Source organism: Variovorax sp. E3 (assembly GCF_016082275.1).
Lineage (GTDB): Bacteria > Pseudomonadota > Gammaproteobacteria > Burkholderiales > Burkholderiaceae_C > Variovorax.
In genome coordinates, this window is sequence record NZ_MOWM01000085.1 from 1 (window position 1) to 18352 (window position 18352).

14 protein-coding genes and 3 pseudogenes are annotated in these 18352 nt (G+C 69.1%); 12 read left to right on the forward strand and 5 right to left on the reverse strand.

Going from position 1 to position 18352, the window contains the following annotated elements; all coding sequences use genetic code 11:
- Window positions 1-159: 159 nt before the first annotated feature.
- The 10 genes and pseudogenes from atzF to BMG07_RS24990 all read left to right on the forward strand — a co-directional run bounded on the left by atzF (window position 160) and on the right by BMG07_RS24990 (window position 10565).
- A pseudogene (gene atzF, locus BMG07_RS24945) lies at window positions 160-1856 on the forward strand (allophanate hydrolase).
- Window positions 1857-1871: 15 nt separating this feature from the next.
- Window positions 1872-2264 (forward strand): oxalurate catabolism protein HpxZ, encoded by a 393-nt coding sequence (gene hpxZ / locus BMG07_RS24950; protein WP_198086793.1) that lies wholly within the window; start codon window positions 1872-1874, stop codon window positions 2262-2264.
- Window positions 2265-2316: 52 nt separating this feature from the next.
- Window positions 2317-3435, forward strand: a complete 1119-nt coding sequence (locus tag BMG07_RS24955) for a BMP family ABC transporter substrate-binding protein (RefSeq protein WP_198086794.1) — start codon at window positions 2317-2319, stop codon at window positions 3433-3435.
- Window positions 3436-3461: 26 nt separating this feature from the next.
- A pseudogene (locus tag BMG07_RS24960) lies at window positions 3462-4540 on the forward strand (ABC transporter permease).
- Window positions 4537-5460, forward strand: a complete 924-nt coding sequence (locus BMG07_RS24965; protein ID WP_198086795.1) for an ABC transporter permease — start codon at window positions 4537-4539, stop codon at window positions 5458-5460. The pseudogene BMG07_RS24960 and the gene BMG07_RS24965 overlap by 4 nt, the downstream one beginning before the upstream one ends.
- 5 nt (window positions 5461-5465) lie before the next feature.
- Entirely contained in the window at window positions 5466-6458 is a 993-nt protein-coding gene (locus BMG07_RS24970; protein WP_198086796.1) for a formamidase, read from the forward strand.
- 8 nt (window positions 6459-6466) lie between these two features.
- Complete coding sequence (locus BMG07_RS24975) at window positions 6467-7189, forward strand: cysteine hydrolase family protein (RefSeq protein WP_198086797.1); 723 nt, start codon at window positions 6467-6469, stop codon at window positions 7187-7189.
- Window positions 7190-7493: 304 nt separating this feature from the next.
- The gene (locus BMG07_RS24980) at window positions 7494-9098 is read left to right on the forward strand and encodes an ABC transporter ATP-binding protein (protein ID WP_198086798.1); all 1605 of its coding nucleotides are present in this window, start codon (window positions 7494-7496) and stop codon (window positions 9096-9098) included.
- Window positions 9099-9135: 37 nt separating this feature from the next.
- Window positions 9136-9807, forward strand: coding sequence for a cysteine hydrolase family protein (locus tag BMG07_RS24985; protein WP_198086799.1), 672 nt, complete (start codon window positions 9136-9138; stop codon window positions 9805-9807).
- A gap of 29 nt (window positions 9808-9836) precedes the next feature.
- Window positions 9837-10565, forward strand: a complete 729-nt coding sequence (locus BMG07_RS24990) for a GntR family transcriptional regulator (protein ID WP_198086800.1) — start codon at window positions 9837-9839, stop codon at window positions 10563-10565.
- Between the two features lie 4 nt (window positions 10566-10569).
- On the opposite strand, the gene BMG07_RS24995 is transcribed toward BMG07_RS24990, so the two are convergent.
- The 4 genes from BMG07_RS24995 to BMG07_RS25010 are packed head-to-tail and all read right to left on the reverse strand — an operon-like array spanning window position 10570 to window position 15413.
- The gene (locus tag BMG07_RS24995; protein ID WP_198086801.1) at window positions 10570-12549 is read right to left on the reverse strand and encodes a DUF4034 domain-containing protein; all 1980 of its coding nucleotides are present in this window, start codon (window positions 12547-12549) and stop codon (window positions 10570-10572) included.
- A 52-nt stretch (window positions 12550-12601) separates the two neighbouring features.
- Complete coding sequence (locus BMG07_RS25000) at window positions 12602-13381, reverse strand: DUF1266 domain-containing protein (protein WP_198086802.1); 780 nt, start codon at window positions 13379-13381, stop codon at window positions 12602-12604.
- A complete protein-coding gene (locus BMG07_RS25005; RefSeq protein ID WP_269759365.1) occupies window positions 13375-14586 on the reverse strand; it encodes a hypothetical protein in 1212 nt (403 codons plus the stop codon). Before BMG07_RS25005 ends, BMG07_RS25000 begins: the two co-directional genes overlap by 7 nt.
- Before the next feature lie 23 nt (window positions 14587-14609).
- On the reverse strand, window positions 14610-15413 hold the full coding sequence (locus BMG07_RS25010; RefSeq protein WP_198086803.1) for an exodeoxyribonuclease III: 804 nt from the start codon (window positions 15411-15413) through the stop codon (window positions 14610-14612).
- Between the two features lie 12 nt (window positions 15414-15425).
- Between BMG07_RS25010 and pyrE the strand changes: the two genes are divergently transcribed.
- Window positions 15426-16109: an orotate phosphoribosyltransferase gene (gene pyrE / locus BMG07_RS25015; protein WP_198086804.1), complete on the forward strand. Its 684-nt coding sequence runs from the start codon at window positions 15426-15428 to the stop codon at window positions 16107-16109.
- Between the two features lie 12 nt (window positions 16110-16121).
- Entirely contained in the window at window positions 16122-16808 is a 687-nt protein-coding gene (locus BMG07_RS25020) for a DUF4124 domain-containing protein (RefSeq protein ID WP_198086805.1), read from the forward strand.
- Window positions 16809-16862: 54 nt separating this feature from the next.
- Here BMG07_RS25020 and gatB read toward each other — a convergent pair.
- Window positions 16863-18352: pseudogene (gatB, locus tag BMG07_RS25025) on the reverse strand (Asp-tRNA(Asn)/Glu-tRNA(Gln) amidotransferase subunit GatB).

An 18352-nucleotide genomic window follows, 5' to 3' on the forward strand; every position in this document is an offset into this window, starting at 1 on the left:
AAGCGGCAACCCTCGCGAAGGTCGAGTGCCCTCACCCCAACCCTCTCCCCGAGGGGAGAGGGAGTAAACCCCCCACCGCATATCTGATCCGCGCGACCTCGCGTCGCCGCTGGCACGCCGCTTGCATCTCGTCTTGTACACAAGTTGGGATGCCTGAAGATGGTGCATGAAGAAAACGGATCGCCCGCCGCCGCCTGGATCGCGAAGTTCGCCACGCCCGTGGCCCAGGCGCAGTCCGCAGAGGCCCTGGGTTTCGCGCTGCCGCTCGCGGGCCTGCGCTTCGCGGTCAAGGACAACATCGACGTGGCGGGCGTGCTCACCACCGCCGGCTGCCCGGCCTTCGAGCGCCTGCCTTCGGTGCATGCGGCCGTGGTGCAGCGCCTGCTCGAAGCCGGTGCATCGCTGGCCGGCAAGACCAACCTCGACCAGTTCGCCTGCGGCCTGAACGGCACGCGCTCGCCCTATGGCGAGGTGCCCAACGCCTTCGATGCACGTCATGTGTCGGGCGGCTCCAGTTCAGGCTCGGCCTACGTGGTGGCCACCGGCGAGGTCGACTTCGCGCTCGGCACCGACACCGCCGGCTCGGGCCGCGTGCCGGCGGGGCTCAACAACATCGTCGGGCTCAAACCCTCGCGCGGGCTGCTGAGCACCTTCGGCGTGGTGCCCGCCGCGCAGAGCGCCGACTGCGTGTCGATCTTCGCGCGCACCGTGGCGCTCGCGGTCGACGTGCTCCTGGCCGCGCTCGGCCACGACGCGCGCGACCCGTACGCGCGCGACCTCGCATTGCGCCGCAAGCCGCTGCCCGCGCAGTTCCGCTTCGGCGTGCCCGACACGCTCGAGTTCTTCGACGACGGCGCCGCCGAGCAGGCCTTCGCCGATGCGCAGGCGCGGCTCGTCGCCATGGGCGGTGCGCCCGTCACCATCGCCTACGCACCGCTGGCCGAAGCCGCCGCGCTGCTCTATGAGAGCGCGCTGGTCGCCGAACGCTACGCCGCCGTGCGCCCGTTCTTCGACGCGCATGAAGACGAAGTGATCGAGCCCGTGCGCGGCATCCTCGCCAAGGGCCGCGACTACAGCGCCGCCGACGTGTTCGACGCGCAGACAAAACTGCGCGCACTCGCTCAGCAGGTCGAGCCCATGTGGCGCGACATCGACGTGCTGCTGGTGCCCACCGCGCCCACGCACTACACGCGCGAGCAGATGCGCGCCGACCCCGTGGCGCTCAACCGCAACCTCGGCGCGTACACCAACTTCGTCAACCTGCTCGACTACGCCGCGCTCTCGGTGCCCAGCAGCCTGCGCGCCGACGGTCTGCCCTTCGGCATCACGCTGATCGGCCCGTGCGGCAGCGACCTCGCGCTGGCCGAGCTGGGCCAGCGCTATCACCATGCCACGGGGCTTGCGCAGGCGCGACCGGCGTGCCGCTGCCCGCGCCGCGCGCCATTGCGGGGCTGGCCGCACCGACAGCGCAGACGCTGCCCATCGCGGTCGTCGGCGCGCACCTGTCGGGCATGCCGCTCAACGGCCAGCTCACCGAGCGCGGCGCCACGCTGCTGCGCGCCACCGCCACGTCGCCCGCCTACCGCCTCCATGCACTGCCCGGCACCGTGCCGCCCAAGCCGGGCCTGCAGCGCGTGCCCGAAGGCGGTGCGGCCATCGCGCTCGAGGTGTGGGCCGTGCCGCTGTCGCAGGTCGGCGGCTTCCTCGCGCTCATTCCGCCGCCGCTGGGCCTCGGCAGCGTCGAACTGGCCGACGGCACATGGGTGCACGGCTTCATCTGCGAAGGCCATGCGCTGGCCGGCGCGCTCGACGTGACGCACCACGGCGGCTGGCGCGCCTACGTCGCGAGCCTCTGAGCCCAAGAGATCGCCATGCCCCTGGACATCAACCTCCCCGACGTGCTCGCCGAAGTGCAGGCCGTGTTCGCACGCTACGAAGCCGCGCTGGTCGGCAACCAGCGCGAAGTGCTCGACGAGCTCTTCTGGAACAGCCCGCACACGTTGCGCTACGGCTTCTCGGAGAACCACTACGGCCACGCCGACATCGCCGCCTTCCGCGCGTCGCTGCCGCAGCAGAGCCCGCCGCGCGAACTGCTGCGCACCGTCATCACCACCTACGGCCGCGACTTCGCGACCGCCAACGTCGAGTTCCGCCGCGAGGGCAGCCCCTCCGGCAGCCGACAGATCGGCCGCCAGAGCCAGACCTGGCTGCGCACGCCCGAAGGCTGGCGCGTGGTGGCCGCCCACGTCAGCCTGCTCGATTGAGCGGCGGGCATATTTTTTGCACCCCAACTTGTATCCAAGACCGGAGAACGCCATGACCCGCACATTCAATCGCCGCGATTCCCTCAAATCCCTGGCCGCGCTCGGCGCCGCCGGCAGCCTCGGAGGCTGGAGCGCCCTGGCCAGCGCGCAAGCCAAGCCGCTGACCGTCGGCGTGATCTACGTCGGTGCGCGCGACGACTACGGCTACAACCAGGCACACGCCATGGCCGCCGCCGAAATCAAGAAGCTGCCCGGCGTGAAAGTGGTCGAGGAAGAGAACGTGCCCGAGACCGCCGCCGTGCAAAAGACCATGGCCGGCATGATCTCGCAGGACGGCGCCAAGCTGCTGTTCCCCACGTCCTTCGGCTACTTCGATCCGCACATCCTCGCGGTCGCGCCCAAGTACCCCGACGTGCGCTTCTCGCACTGCGGCGGCCTCTGGAGCGAAGGCAAGCACCCGAAGAACGTCGGCAGCTTCTTCGGCTACATCGACGAGTGCCAGTTCCTGAACGGCGTGATCGCCGCGCACATGACGAAGAGCAACAAGATCGCCTTCGTCGCGGCCAAGCCCATTCCGCAGGTGCTGCGCAACATCAACGCCTTCACGTTGGGCGCGCGCTCGGTCAAGCCGAACATCACGTGCAGCGTGATCTTCACGGGCGACTGGTCGATGGCCGTCAAGGAAGCCGAAGCCACCAACAGTCTGGCCGACCAGGGCTGCGACGTGTTCACCATGCACGTCGATGGCCCCAAGGTGGTGGTCGAGACGGCGGCCAAGCGCGGCAAGATGGTGTGCGGCTACCACGCGAGCCAGGCCAAGCTGGCGCCCAACGCGTACCTCACGGGCGCCGAGTGGAACTGGCTCACCGCGTACAAGGCCGCCATCGACGCGGCGCAAACCGGCAAGCCGCATCCCAACTTCCTGCGCGGCGGCCTGAAGGAAGGCTACGTGAAGATGTCCGCCTACGGCCCCATGGTGCCGGACGCCGCGAAGAAGCAGGCCGACGACATCAAGGCCAGAATGATCGCGGGCACCTTCGACATCTTCAAGGACGGCATCAAGGACAACAAGGGCGCGGTCGTGGTGCCGGCGGGCAAGGTGCTCAAGCAGACCGACCTGGAGCTCGAGAAGATGAACTACCTGGTCGAAGGCGTCGTCGGCTCGGTCTGACCGCACACGCACGCACCGCTGCCGTCATGCGTCACGCGCTCCTCAAGGAATTTGCCCTGCCGGTCTTCGCCATCGCGGCGGCGCTGCTGCTGTTCGGCCTGCTGGTGGCCTTCGCGGGCGTCGACCCGGTGGAGGTCTGGGCCACGCTGTTCAAGGGCGCGTTCGGCGACTGGTTCTCGTGGCAGAACACGCTGCAGCGCGCCGCGCCGCTGATGCTCACCGCGTTGTGCGTGGCGCTGCCGGCGCGCGCCGGGCTGATCGTCATCGGCGGCGAGGGCGCGCTGGTGCTCGGCGGCCTGGCCTGCGCCGCGCTCGCGCATGCGGTGCCGCTGCCGGCGAACATCGTCGGCACGGTGTTCGTCTGCATCGCGGGCGCGTGGCGGGCGCGCTGTGGATCATGCTCGCGGGCTGGCTGCGGCAGTACCGCGGCATCAACGAAACCATCAGCAGCCTGCTGCTGGCCTACATCGCCATCGGCATCTTCAAGCACCTGGTCGAAGGGCCGCTGCGCGACCCCGCGAGCCTGAACAAGCCGTCGACCTACACGCTGAACGACGGGCTGCTGATCGGCGGCATCGGCGGGTCCGACGTGCACTGGGGCCTGGTGATCGGCGTTGTCGCGTGCCTGGGCCTCGGCTGGTGGCTGCGCGCCACGGCCTCGGGCTTTTCGGTGCGCGTGGTGGGCGGCAATCCGCGCACCGCGCAGCTCGTGGGCTTGCCGGCCACGCGGCTCATCCTCTCTGCCTGCGGACTCGGCGGCGCTTGCGCGGGGCTCGCGGGCGCGGTCGAGGTGGCGGCGGTGCACACCAACGCCAACGCCTCGCTGATCGCGGGCTATGGCTACGCGGGCATCCTCGTTTCATTCATCGCGCGGCACAACCCGGTGGCCATCGTGCCGGTGGCGATCCTGTTCGGCGGCTTCGGCGCGGCGGGCAGCCTGCTGCAGCGGCGACTGGGCTTGCCCGATGCGTCGATGCTGGTGCTGCAGGGCATCGCCTTCGTGCTGATCCTTGCGAGCGAAGGCCTGCGCATGGTCGACTGGAAGAAGTTCGGCGACCGCATGCTGCCCGAAGCCAAAAGCTACGACAGGAGCTACCTCGCATGAGCGCCGACCAATGGATCGCGCTGGTCGCCGGCATCGTCGGCGGCGCGCTGCGCGTGGGCGCACCGTTCCTGTTCGTGAGCCTGGGCGAGTGCCTCACCGAGAAGTCGGGCCGCATCAATCTCGGGCTCGAAGGCGTGCTGGTGCTGTCGGCCATGGCGGCCTTCGGCGGCGCGTACCTCACCGATTCGGCGTGGCTGGGCGTGCTGATCGGCGCAATGGCCGGTGCGGCGCTCGCGCTGCTGCACGGCCTCTTGTGCTCGCTCGACCGCGTGAACGACGTGGCGACCGGCATCGCGCTGATGCTGCTGGGCACCGGGCTCGCCTTCTACCTGGGCAAGCCGCTGATCCAGCCGCAGGCGCCGCAGATCCCGGCCATTCCGTTGGGCTTCTGGAGCGACAACACCGTGGTGCGCTCCGCGCTGCAGCTCAACGCGCTGGTGCCCGTCGGCGTGGCGCTGGCCGTGCTGCTGTGGTGGGGCTTTGCACGCACGCGCGCCGGCCTGCTGGTGCGCATGGCAGGCGACTCGGCGCAGGCGACGCGCGCGCTCGGCTATTCGGTGTCGGGCCTGCGCATCGCGGCGACCACGGCGGGCGGTTTCATCGCGGGGCTCGGCGGTGCGTCGCTCACGCTGTTCTATCCGGGCAGCTGGAACGAAGGCATCTCCAGCGGGCAGGGCCTGATCGCCGTCGCGCTCGTGATCTTCGCGCGCTGGAGTCCGCTGCGCTGCGTGGGCGCGGCGCTGCTGTTCGGCGGCGCGGGCGCAATCGGCCCGGCGCTGCAGTCCATCGGCATCGGCTGGGGCTACCACCTGTTCAACACCGTGCCCTACGTGCTCACGCTGGTGATCCTGGTGTTCACCTGCAAGCCGGGCAGCGCGGCCGTCGGCAGCCCCGGCGAACTTTCATCGACAAGGAGCTGAACTTCATGAGCGGTCTCGGAGGCCTCAACAAATCGGCGCACGGCGTCGTCGTCGGGCTGGTGCAACTGCAGTTGCCGAACGTCAAGACGCCGGCCGACCTCGCGGCGCAGACGAAGCGCATCTGCGACATGGTGGGCAAGGCCCGCCGCAACCAGGGCACGATGGACCTCGTGGTGTTTCCGGAGTACGCGCTGCACGGCCTCTCGATGGACACCAACCCCGAGATCATGTGCACGCTCGACGGGCCCGAGGTGGCCGCCTTCAAGCAGGCCTGCGTCGAACACCGCATCTGGGGCTGCTTCTCCATCATGGAAGCCAACCCCGGCGGCAACCCGTACAACAGCGGGCTGATCATCGACGACCAGGGCGCCGTCAAGCTCTACTACCGCAAGCTGCACCCGTGGGTGCCGGTCGAGCCGTGGGAGCCCGGCAACCTCGGCGTGCCGGTGTGCGACGGGCCCAACGGCAGCAGGCTGTCGCTCATCATCTGCCACGACGGCATGTTTCCCGAGATGGCGCGCGAGGCCGCGTACAAGGGCGCCGACATCATCCTGCGCACGGCCGGCTACACCGCGCCCATTCGCCACGCCTGGAAGGTCACCAACCAGGCCAACGCCTTCTGCAATCTGGCCTACACCGCGAGCGTGTGCCTGTGCGGCAGCGACGGCAGCTTCGACTCGATGGGCGAGGGCATGTTCTGCAACTTCGACGGCACGGTGCTGGTCGAGGGCGGCGGCCGCGTCGACGAGATCATCACCGCCGAGTTGCGCCCCGACCTCGTGCGCGAAGCGCGCACGGGCTGGGGTGTCGAGAACAACATCTACCAGCTCTACCACCGCGGCTACGTCGCGGTGAAGGGCGGCGCGCAGGACTGCCCCTACACCTACATGCACGACATGGCCGCCGGCACCTACAAGCTGCCGTGGAGCGCCGACGTGAAGGTGACCGACGGCACGCCCTGCGGCTTTGCCGCGCCTGAACGCAGCTACGCCGGATGAACCCGACCATGACTACCACCACCACCCTCGTTGACTACACCACCGAACGCCACGTGGAAGCCGCGCCCTACGCCTGGCCCTACAACGGCGCGCTGCGCCCCGACAACACGGCGTTGATCGTGATCGACATGCAGACGGATTTCTGCGGCAAGGGCGGGTATGTGGACGTGATGGGCTACGACCTGTCGCTGGTGCAGGCGCCGATCCAGCCGATCGCGCGCACGCTGGCGGCGCTGCGGCCGTTGGGCTTTCACATCATCCACACGCGCGAGGGCCACCGGCCGGACCTTGGCGACTTGCCTGCCAACAAGCGGTGGCGTTCGCGGCAGATCGGCGCGAACGGCGTGGGCATCGGCGACGACGGGCCGTGCGGGCGCATCCTGGTTCGCGGAGAGCCGGGGTGGGACATCATTCCCGAACTGGCGCCTCTGCCGGGCGAGGTGGTGATCGACAAGCCGGGCAAGGGCTCGTTCTATGCGACGGACCTGGAGCTGATCCTGCGCACGCGGGGCATCGAGAACCTGATCCTCGCGGGCATCACCACCGACGTGTGCGTGCACACGACGATGCGCGACGCGAACGACCGGGGGTTCGAGTGCCTGCTGCTGTCGGACTGCACGGCTGCCACGGACTACGGCAATCATCTGGCTGCGTTGAAGATGATCACGATGCAGGGTGGTGTGTTCGGGGCGCACACGACTTCGCAGGCTTTGCTGGCGGCGCTGAAATGACGCGCCGCTGTTCGGGGCGCGCTCCCGCCGACGGCGTGCTCTGCTCCGCGAATGTCCCCCGGCCTTCGCCCTCCTCCTTTATTTCGCTGCGCAGAGCACACCATCAGCGTGAGCGTTATCAGCGCACTGGTTCATCGGCTGCAAATCGACCGCGTGCCCAAGTGCATAGGGCATCGGGTGTCTCCCGCAGCGAAATAAAGGAGGAGGGCGAAGCCCGGGGGACATTCGCGGAGGGAGACACCCGGTGTCCTGTGCACACCCCCCGAACAAGCACACCCAACGCTCCTACCGACAAAGCAAAAGAATGAGCGCCACATCACCCCACGCCATCGGCGGGCTCCCTGCCGGCACCGGCGCGCTCGCACTCGACACGTACGAGCTCACCAAGCGCTTCGGCGCCTTCACCGCAATGGACCGCGTGACCATGCGCGTCGAACCCGGCACGGTGCATGCGCTGCTCGGCGAGAACGGGGCAGGCAAGAGCACGCTGGTGAAATGCGTGGCGGGGTTCCAGCGCGCGGAAGAAGGCAGCATCCTCATCGACGGGCGAGAGCAGGACATTGCGAACCCCATCGTCGCGCGGGCACTCGGCATCGGCATGGTCTACCAGCACTTCACGCTCGCGCCGGGGATGACGGTGGCGGAGAACCTGTTGCTTGCCGGCGGCAAGACGCCTGCGTTGATCGACTGGAAGACGAAGCGCGCCGAGTTGAAAGACTTTTTGGCCACCACACCGTTCAGCCTCGACCTCGATGTGCGTCCCTCTGAATTGGCGGCGGGCGAGAAGCAGAAGCTCGAACTGCTCAAGCAGCTCTACCTGAAACCGCGCCTGCTGATCCTCGACGAGCCGACCTCGGTGCTCACGCCGCAGGAAGCCGACGAAGTGCTGGGCCATGTGCGCGAGTTCGCGCGCAGCGGGCTGTGCACCGTGCTCATCATCACGCACAAGTTTCGCGAAGTGATGGCGTATGCCGACAGCGTGACGGTGCTGCGAAGGGGCAAGGCGGTGCATCACTGCCGCGTGCCGGAGACCAGCCCGGCGCAACTGGCGCAGGCCATGATGGGCGGAGAGGGGGCGGAGTCGCCCTCATCACCCGCGTCGGCGATGCCGGTGACAAGAAAGCCGGTGGCTTCGGGTGCGGCGATCGCGTTGAAGGTCGACGGGCTGAAGGCGCAGGGCGACCGGGGCACGCTGGCGCTGCACGACCTGGGCCTGTCCGTGCGCGCAGGGGAAATCCTGGGCGTGGCGGGGGTGTCGGGCAACGGCCAGCGCGAGTTGGTCGAGGCACTGGTGGGACAGCGTCCGAGGCTCGCGGGCACCGTCACCGTCATGGGCCAACCCTACGCCGCGCGCCGTGCCGAGAACCGCGAACTGAAAGTGCGCAGTCTGCCCGAAGAGCCGCTGCGCAACGCCTGCGTCGGCGACTTGAGCGTGGCGGAGAACATGGCGCTGCGCGATTTCGACCGCGCGCCGCTGTCGCGTGGCGGGGTGCTCAACTTTCCGTACTGGCGCAGCCGCGCGCGCGAGTGGATCGCGGAATACGGCGTCAAGACGCAGGGCGAAGGCGCGCCGATACGCAGCCTGTCGGGCGGCAACGTGCAGCGCGCGGTGCTGGCGCGCGAGCTGGCCGGCGACATCAATGTGCTGATCGCGGCCAACCCCGTGTTCGGGCTCGACTTCGCGGCCGTCGCCGAAATCCATTCACGCATCGTGCAGGTGCGCGAGAAGGGCGGGGCGGTGCTGCTGATCAGCGAGGACCTCGACGAATTGCTCGAGCTCTCGGACCGCATCGTCGTGATGAGCGAAGGGCGCATCGTGTTCGAGACCTCGGCGGCGGAGGCCGAAAGGCACGTGATCGGCGCGCACATGGGCGGCGGTCATCACGAGCCGCTGCAGGCTGCGGCATGAAGGCGCGAGCTTTGATTCCACACCAGCGAGCAACAGCATGCGGCTAGAACAAGCGAACCCTTTCCCCTACGACTTCGAGGTCGCGAAGACGGCGCTGGTCCTCATCGACATGCAGCGCGACTTCATGGAGCCCGGCGGCTTCGGCGAAACGCTGGGCAACGACGTGTCGCTGCTGCAGGCGATCGTGCCGGCCGCCAAGGCCGTGCTCGACGCATGGCGGCAAGCCGGCGGCCTCGTGGTCCACACGCGCGAAGCCCACTGCACGGACCTGTCCGACTGCCCGCCCGCCAAGCGCAACCGGGGCAACCCCACGCTGCGCATCGGCGACGAAGGCCCGATGGGGCGCGTTCTCGTCGCGGGCGAACCCGGCAACCAGATCATCGATGTGCTCGCGCCGGCCGAGGGCGAGATCGTCATCGACAAGCCCGGCAAGGGGGCGTTCTACGCCACCGCGCTGCACGAACTGCTGCAGCGGCGCGGCATCACCCACCTGCTGTTCGGCGGCGTGACCACCGAGGTGTGCGTGCAGACCAGCATGCGCGAAGCCAACGACCGGGGCTACGACTGCCTGCTGCTCGAGGACTGCACCGAAAGCTACTTTCCCGCGTTCAAGGCGGCCACGCTCGACATGGTGCGCGCGCAGGGCGCCATCGTCGGCTGGACCGCGCCGGGCGCGGCGCTGCTCGCGGCGCTGCGCCGCCCTGCGTGACGCCCCCGCCTGCGACTAACATTCCCTCCGTGCCTACCGTTCGACCCAGCCCCGCCCCCGCCGCCGACCCCACCGTTTTCCGCACGCGGGCCGACGAGGTCTACGCGCAGCTCAAGCGCGACGTGGCCGACTTCATCCTCGTGCCGGGCGACCGCTTCACCGAGAACGAGATCAGCGAGCGCCTGGGCGTGTCGCGCACGCCGATCCGGCAGGCGCTGTTCCGGCTGCAGCAGGAAGGCTTTGTCGAGGTGCTGTTTCGCAGCGGCTGGCGCGTGCTGCCGTTCGACTTCGACCAGTTCGAGCAGCTCTACGACCTGCGCATGGTGCTGGAGACCACGGCCGTGCACCGCCTGTGCGAAACCGACCGCCACATCGACCGCGGCCTGCTCGACACGCTGGCCGGCATCTGGCTCGTGCCTGCGGCGCAGCGCAGCGCCGACATGGCACAGGTGGCGCAGTGGGACGAAGCCTTTCATTGCGCGCTGGTGGCCGCGGCCGGCAACGCCGAGATGGCGCGCGTGCACGGCGACGTGACCGACCGCATCCGCATCATCCGCCGGCTCGACTTCACCAAGCAGCCGCGCATCGACGCCACCTACGACGAGCACGCGAAGATCCTGAAAGCCGTGCGCGCGAACCGGGGCGACCAGGCCGCGATGCTGCTGCGCGCGCACATCGAGACCAGCCAGGCCGAGGTGCGCAAGATCACGCTGCACCAGGTGCACCTGGCGCGGCACGCGGGCAAGAACCCGCGCTGAGCGCTCAGACCATCGCGTTGTCGGCGCCCGGAATCTCGTGCGCCTTGATCTGCCGGCGCGTGAGCTTGTAGAGCGCGTTCGCGACAAAGCCGTCCTGGTGGCTGTTCTTCGTCACGTTCTGCACGAAGTCGAGGTCGGGGCCGGCGGCCTGCGCGCCCATGATCCAGCGCACGCTTTCGCGGTAGTCGTAGAGCTTCTTGTCCTGGCTGTCGGCCAGCAGCGCCGACATCGCCGCCATGGCCAGGGCATTGCCCTGGTTCGCATGCTCGCGCGCCAGCTCGATGTAGTCGTGGCGCGTGGGAATGTCCTCCAGGTCGCCGATGAACATCAGCATGCTCTCCAGGCCCTCGGTGTGGCCCATTTCGTGGGCCATGCGCGCAGCCTCGACGGCATCGCGCAGCAGGCGTGCGCGCTCGGCGTCGTCCTTGGCGGCCTTGCCGGTGTGATAGCAGGCGTAGCCCAGCATGTAGGCGCCCATGTTGCCGCCGGCTTCGGCGGTCTTGCGGTAGTAGGGAATGGCCTGCTTCAGGTCGGCCGGGACATGCACGCCGTCTTCATGGAACAGGCCGAGCAGGTACTCGCACGAGTCGCCGCCAGCTTCGAAGCCCATGGTCGCCAGCGCGAAGGCGTCGGCTTCGCGCCCGCCCCAGCGCAGGGCCGACGCCACCTTGTTCCATGCCAGCGAGCCCGGCGCGTGCGCGCGTGCCGCGTCGAGCCAGGCGTTGCCGGCGCGCTCATCGGGCACGAAGCCCAGCAGGCCGTGCAGGCTGAAGTAGCCGTGCAGGATCATCGCGGCCGTGCAGTCGCCGGCGTTGGCGCTGCGCACCACGGCCTGGCCCAGCCACGACAGGTCGTGCGGTTCGATCTGGCAGGCCAGCAGCACCGCGAGCGCCATCGCCTGGTTGTCGTTCAGGTGCCAGTGGCTCTCGCCCTCCTTGAGGGCAGCGAGCGCCTGCGGCCTTTCCTCGCGCCGGTAGTGCGAGTTGGCGATCCAGTACAGCGCCTCCCAGCGGTGCGACGGAAACAGCGCTTCGCTCGCGCGCTGGCGGGTGGCGGCGATCCACCGGCGCACGTCTTCGGCGTCGTCGTCGCCGTCGACTTCGTTCTCGAGGTAGTCGTCGCGCCAGATCTCGTGGCGCAGGCGGTCTTTCTCGATGTCGTCCAGGTGCGCGCAGGCCGGCGACGCGATGAACGCGCGCACGCGGTCGTGGCTGCCGCCCCAGCGCGGCTGCATGAACCAGATGCAGTTGCGCAAAAAGAAGAACTGCCGCGGATGGATGTGCATGGCGGCGTGCATCCAGTACTGCTTGCCGCTGAGCATCTTCTTGCCCTCCATCGGCGGGGGCAGGGCGGCCGGCGCGTCGGGCGGGCAGGCCACGCGGTCGTCGGCGCGCAGGCCGGAGCGCGCGAACATGGCCAGCAGCTCGTCGCGCGTCTCGGGGGGCATGCCTTCGAGCGCAGGGTCGTGCCGCGGCGCGTCGGTCGGGCCGCGCCCGCTGCGCACCAGTTCCGACAGCCATTCGGGCTCCTCGAAGGCGGCCACGCTCTGCATCAGCAGCGCGGGTGCGCTCCACAGCGTGGGCTCGCGCTCCAGCGCCTGGAGGGCGCAGGCGGCCGTGTGCGCGCCGCAGGCGTGGGCGCAGGTCCAGCCCAGCTCGGTCACGGTGCTCGACCAGCCGGCGCCGCGGTACTCGTAGGCCCAGTGGAACCAGTAGTGCGCCTCACACAGCCATGCATGCGCGGAGCGCGGGCTGGCGGCCTGCCAGGCGCGCAGCAGCGCGAGACCCTCGGCGCCGGCCTCGGCGCAACGCAGCATGTCGGCGGGCAGGGCGCCGTAGTAGCGCTCTTCGGCGGCGCGGTCGTGGAAGCTCGCGGCCAGTGCCTCGTCGAACAGGCGGTCGAGCGTGGCGTGGTCCCCGGCGCGCAGCAACGCATCGACGTCGCAGACTTTCCATGGCGAAGGAGCGGGTGGGAGCGTGGTCATGGTGCGAAAGAGAAGAACAAGGAGACGGAGAGGTGAAGGCGCCGGGCCGGTGTCAGGCCGTCAGCGGTTGCGGGTCGAAGATGCGGTAGCGCTTCCAGGACAGCGCGAGCCAGCTGCCGTCGGCGTTGCGCAGGTGCTCGCGCACTTCCATGGCGGCGCGCGTCGAGGCGGGGCCGTCCTGGCTGCTGATGCGCAGCCAGTGCTCGCGGGCCCGCGCGTAGGCCATGCCGAAGTCTTCCCAGCTCTCGAAGCTGTCTTGCGCGCGCTGCGCGTTGAGGAACAGCACCATCCACGCCTGCGCTTCCGTGACCCAGCCGAGCAGCGCGATGCAGCGCACGAGGAAGGCGGTGCGCGCGCAGTCGAAGGCCAGCGCGTCGCGCACGCGGCCCTGCGCCGCGAGTTGTTCGTAGAAGCCGTCGTGCGAACGCCCCAGGCCGCCGACCCAGCCGGTGAGCGCGGCATGCATGCGGACCGCGATGTCCGCGTGCGGCAAGTCGGGCGCGAGGTTCATCTCGCGCAGCACCTGGCGCGCCAGGCGTTCGCGCTGGTCCGCGGGCAACGCGAGCGCGAGGGTGTCGCCGTTGCACGGCAGTCCGTTGCGGATCAGCAGGATGTCGCCCAGCGCGATCGCCCACCGGCGACGGTTGGGCGGCGCGTTCTCGGCCCTGGCGCGGGCGGCGCGCAGGGCCGGGTCTTCGTTGGCCGGCGTGGCCGTGTCCGCGGCCTGCGAGCCGTCGTCGCCGTCGCGCATCACGTCGCGCAGGATGACCACGGCGCGGTACACGAAGAACAGCACCACCAGGCCCGCGAGCCACAGCAGCGCCGTCAGCATGCGCCGGCCTCCGGGGCGAAGTCGAGTGCAATGCCCTCGATGCCATGGGTTGCACCGGCCGACGCGGCCTGGCCCGGCCGCATGAGCCGCGCGGCGGCGGCCACCGCCGGATCGACCTGCCGCAGCCGCCCCAGCTCGCGCGGCGCGATGCGCAGCAGCAGCCACTGCAGCGCGGGCGGCGGCTGCTCGAAGTGCTCGATCAGGTGAAAGTTGGCGCTCATCACGCTGAGCAGGTGGTTGGCGTCGGCCACGTCGGTCACGAACTTCCACTGGCCCTGCGCCGCGCCGGGGGTGTCGGGCTCGAACACCAGGCCCATGCCCTCGCAGTCCGCATGGCGCTCGCCGCGCGGCGGCACCGCGCGCAGGAAGCGCAGCACGTCGTCGGCGTACTTGCGGATCGGGTGGCGGTTCTGCTTGCCCTTGATCTGGTCCACGCGCAGGCCGTCGGCATGCACCGTGAGGCTGATGGTCACGTGGGGCAGGTTGCCCGCGCTGCGCAGCGTGAAGAGGCGCAAGCGGCCTTCCTGCGCCGCCTGGGCGTACTGCTCGCCGTAGCCGCCGCTGAGCTTCTTGAGGCTGGCGAACTGGCCCAGGCAATGCTGCATGTGGTACGACTCGTAGGCCATTTCCTCGCGCAGCGCCGCATGCCGGCCGTCGAACTCGAAGAGCACGCCGTTGGGCGTGCGCAGCACCTCGCGCAGCGCCAGCCCGCTGCTGGGTACCCAGCCCTTGCTGCGCCTGGCCTGCATGCGCTGGTGCTCCTGCTCCCACATCGCGAGCGCCATGAAGCAGTTGATGCGCTGCAGCTTCTGTTCGAGCCGCGTGCCGCGCCGCGAACGCAGGAACTCGACCAGCACGCGCTCGCGCTCGATCAGCAGCAGGTGCTCCGGGTCCAGGTACCAGCAGGCGCGGGGCCCGGCGTCGGCGCGCGGCTGCAGCAGCTTTGCCAGCCACTCGGGCACGGGCTTGCCGGCGCCCGCGCCGGTCGCGGCCAGGTAGTCGGCCGCGGAGTGCACCGGCAGCACGTGCTCGAAGCTGCCGATGGCCCAGCGAAAGAAATGGTTGCGCAGCCACGCCGCCATGTCGGCGTCGTCGCCGCGCTCGGTGCTGCGGCGCGCGATGGCGGCCTTGACCTCGGGCGCGTTCAGCACGTCGCGCGGCAGGTAGGCGGCTGGCCCGGCGGGCGGGGTCGGGGCGATCGGCATCGGCGACGCGGTTGCTGGCCTGCTTACAGCGTGAAGTCGTACTCCACCGTGATCGGCGCGTGGTCGCTGAACTTGACGGTCTTGTAGATGGCCTCGGTGCGCGCCAGCGCGCCCGTGGCCGGCGTGGCCAGGTGGTAGTCCAGCCGCCACCCCACGTTGTTCGCGTAGGCCTGGCCGCGGTTGCTCCACCAGGTGTAGGCCTCGTCGGTGGTGTCGGGCTTGAGCTTGCGGTACACGTCGACCAGGCCCGCGCCGTCGGTACCGGCGTCCAGCAGCTTGGTCATCCAGGCGCGTTCCTCGGGCAGGAAGCCGCTGTTCTTCTGGTTGCCGCGCCAGTTCTTCAGGTCGATCTGCTGGTGCGCGATGTTGATGTCGCCGCACAGCACGAACTCGCGCTCCTTCTTCAGCGCCACCAGGTGCGGAAAGAAGCCCTTGAGGAAGCGGAACTTGGCCTCCTGGCGTTCCTCGCCCGAGCTGCCGCTCGGAAAATAGCAGCTGATGACCGAGAACTTGCGCTTGGGCGTGTCGAAGCGCAGCTCCAGGTAGCGGCCTTCGGCGTCGAATTCGGCGTCGCCCCAGCCCACCACGACCTGGCTGGGCGCATGCTTGGTGTACACCGCGGTGCCGGCGTACCCCTTTTTCTCGGCGAAATGGAAGTGGCCCTTCAGGCCGGCCATTTCCTCGAAACGGCCTTCGACGTCGCTGGCCTGGACCCGGATCTCCTGCATGCAAATACAATCCGGCGCAAGTTCGGCCACCCAGTCGGCCACGCCTTTGGTAGCGGCCGAACGCAGGCCATTGAGATTGAGACTGGTCAGTTTGAACACAAGGAAATTCCGATGGCTGTAGATGGTCAGAAAAGCAGCGCGGTCGCACAGGACTTCGTCCAGTTCGCGTTGGATGCCGGCGTGCTGCGCTTTGGCGAATTCAAGACAAAAGCCGGCCGAATGAGTCCTTATTTCTTCAATTCGGGGCTCTTCGACGACGGCGGCAAGATCGCCCGTCTCGCCGGATTCTATGCAGACCGGTTGATCGAAAGCGGGCTCGAATTCGACATGATCTTCGGCCCCGCCTACAAGGGCATTCCGCTGGGCGCCACGGTGGCCGCCGAGCTGGCCCGGCGCGGGCGCAACTACCCCTTTGCCTACAACCGCAAGGAAGCCAAGGCGCACGGCGAGGGCGGCAACCTGGTGGGCGCGCCGCTGAAGGGCCGCGTGCTGATCGTCGACGACGTGATGTCGGCCGGCACCGCGGTGCGCGAGTCGATCGCGGCCATCCAGGCGGCCGGCGCCACGCCGCATGCCGTGGCCATTGCCCTCGACCGGCAGGAAAAGGCGACCGAGAACGGCGTCGACGTGGACCACAGCGCCGTGCAGTACGTGCGCAACCAGCTGGGCCTGTCGGTGATCGCCATCGCCACGCTGGACGACCTGCTGAGCTACCTCTCGGGCAGCGCGGCAGCCGACCTGGGCACGCACCGCGACCGCGTGCTGGCCTACCGCACGCGCTACGGCGCCAGCTGAGGCACAACGCCGATGCACGCACGCGACAACGGCAAGCCGACTCGCCTGCTGGCGGCGGCAACTTTCCTGGCGGCGACGGGCTTTTGCGGCGCGTTGCATGCGCAATCGCAGAAACCGGAAGGCGCCTCTCCCGGCATCTTCACCTGCACCGACGCGCGCGGGCGCACGCTCACGGCCGACCGGCCGATCGCCGAATGCAGCGACCGCGAGCAGCGCGAGCTCAACCCGAGCGGCTCGGTGCGCCGCAAGGTCGAGCCGACCTACACCGCGCGCGAACTGCAGGAGCGCGAAGACCGCGCGCGCGAGGCCGCCATCCAGGCCGCGCGCCTGACCGACGAGCGCCGGCGCGAACGGGCGCTGCTGGTGCGCTACCCCAATGCCGCCACGCACGACCGCGAGCGCGCCGAGGCGCTGGCGCAGATCGACACGGTGACGCAGGCCGCGAAAAAGCGCATTGCCGAACTCGGCGACGACCGCAAGAAGATCGACGAGGAGATGGAGTTCTACAAGCAGGACCCGGGCAAGGCGCCGGGCGCCGTGCGCCGCCGGCTCGAGGACAACACCCAGAGCGTGGCGGTGCAGAACCGCTTCATCGGCGAGCAGGAAGAAGAGAAGAAGCGCGTGAATGCGCGCTTCGACGAAGAGCGCACGCGCCTGAAAACACTGTGGTCGCCGCAGAACGGCGGCAACCCCCGCTGAACATCAACAACAGGCTGCCGGGGCCTTGCGCCAGGCCCCGGCGTCTTGCCTCGATCAGGCCAGCTTGGCCTTGAGCAGATCGGTCACCTGCGCGGGGTTGGCCTTGCCGCCGCTGGCCTTCATGACCTGGCCCACGAGGCCGTTCAGCGCCTTCTCCTTGCCGGCGCGGTACTCCTCGACGTTCTTCGCGTTCCTGGCAATCACCTCGTCGAGGATCTTGTCGAGCGCGCCGGTGTCGGCCATCGGCTTCAGGTCTTTCGCCTCGATGATGGCGTCGACATCGCTGCCTTCGCCGGTCCACAGCGCGTCGAACACCTGGCGCGCGGCGTTGTTGGGCAGCGTGCCTTCGGCGATGCGCTTGACGAGCTGGGCCAGTTGCCGCGCCTTGACGGGCGCGGCCTCGATGCCGATCTCGGCCGCGTTCAGGCGCGCGCCATCTCGCCGGTGATCCAGTTGCTCGCGAGCTTGGGCGTGGCGCCCGCGTTCACGGCGTCGTCGAAGTAGGCGGCCAGCGCGGCGCTCTGCGTGAGCTGCGCGGCGTCGTATTCCGACAGGCCGTGGTCGCGCACATAGCGCTCTGCGGTGGCGCGCGGCAGCTCGGGCATGGTGGCCTTCACACGCTCGATCCAATCGGCGGCAATGCTCAGCGGCGGCAGGTCGGGGTCGGGGAAGTAGCGGTAGTCGGCCGCGTCTTCCTTGGTGCGCATGGTGCGCGTCTCGCCGGTGGCGGGGTCGAACAGCACGGTGGCCTGTTCGATGGCGCGGCCGTCCTCGAGCTCGTCGATCTGCGAGTTGATCTCGTAGTCGATGGCCTGCTGCATGAACTTGAAGCTGTTCAGGTTCTTGATTTCGCGGCGCGTGCCGAGCTTGTCGCCGGGCTTGCGCACCGACACGTTGGCGTCGCAGCGAAAGCTGCCTTCCTGCATGTTGCCGTCGCAGATGCCGATCCACGTGACGATCTTGTGCAGCTCTTTCGCATAGGCCACGGCCTCGGCGGTGGAGCGCATGTCGGGCTCGGTCACGATCTCCAGCAGCGGCGTGCCGGCGCGGTTCAGGTCGATGCCGCTCTGGCCGATGAAGTCTTCGTGCAGCGACTTGCCCGCGTCTTCCTCGAGGTGGGCACGCACCAGGCGCACGGTCTTCTTTTCTTCGCCGAGGAAGAACGACACCGCGCCGCCCTGCACGACCGGAATCTCGAACTGGCTGATCTGGTAGCCCTTGGGCAGGTCGGGGTAGAAGTAGTTCTTGCGCGCGAACACGCTGCGCGGCGCAATGTGCGAGCCCAGCGCCAGGCCCAGCTTGATGGCGCGTTCGACCGCGCCCTTGTTCATCACGGGCAGCGTGCCGGGCAGCGCCAGGTCGACCGCGCAGGCCTGCGTGTTGGGCTCGGCGCCGAACGCGGTGGAGGCGCGGCTGAAGATCTTGCTCGCGGTCGACAGTTGCGCGTGCGTCTCGAAGCCGATGATGACTTCATAGCCGCGCACCAGCGGACCGGTCGGGCGGCCCTGTTGTTGTGCTTCGAATGTGTTCACGGTTTCGCTCAT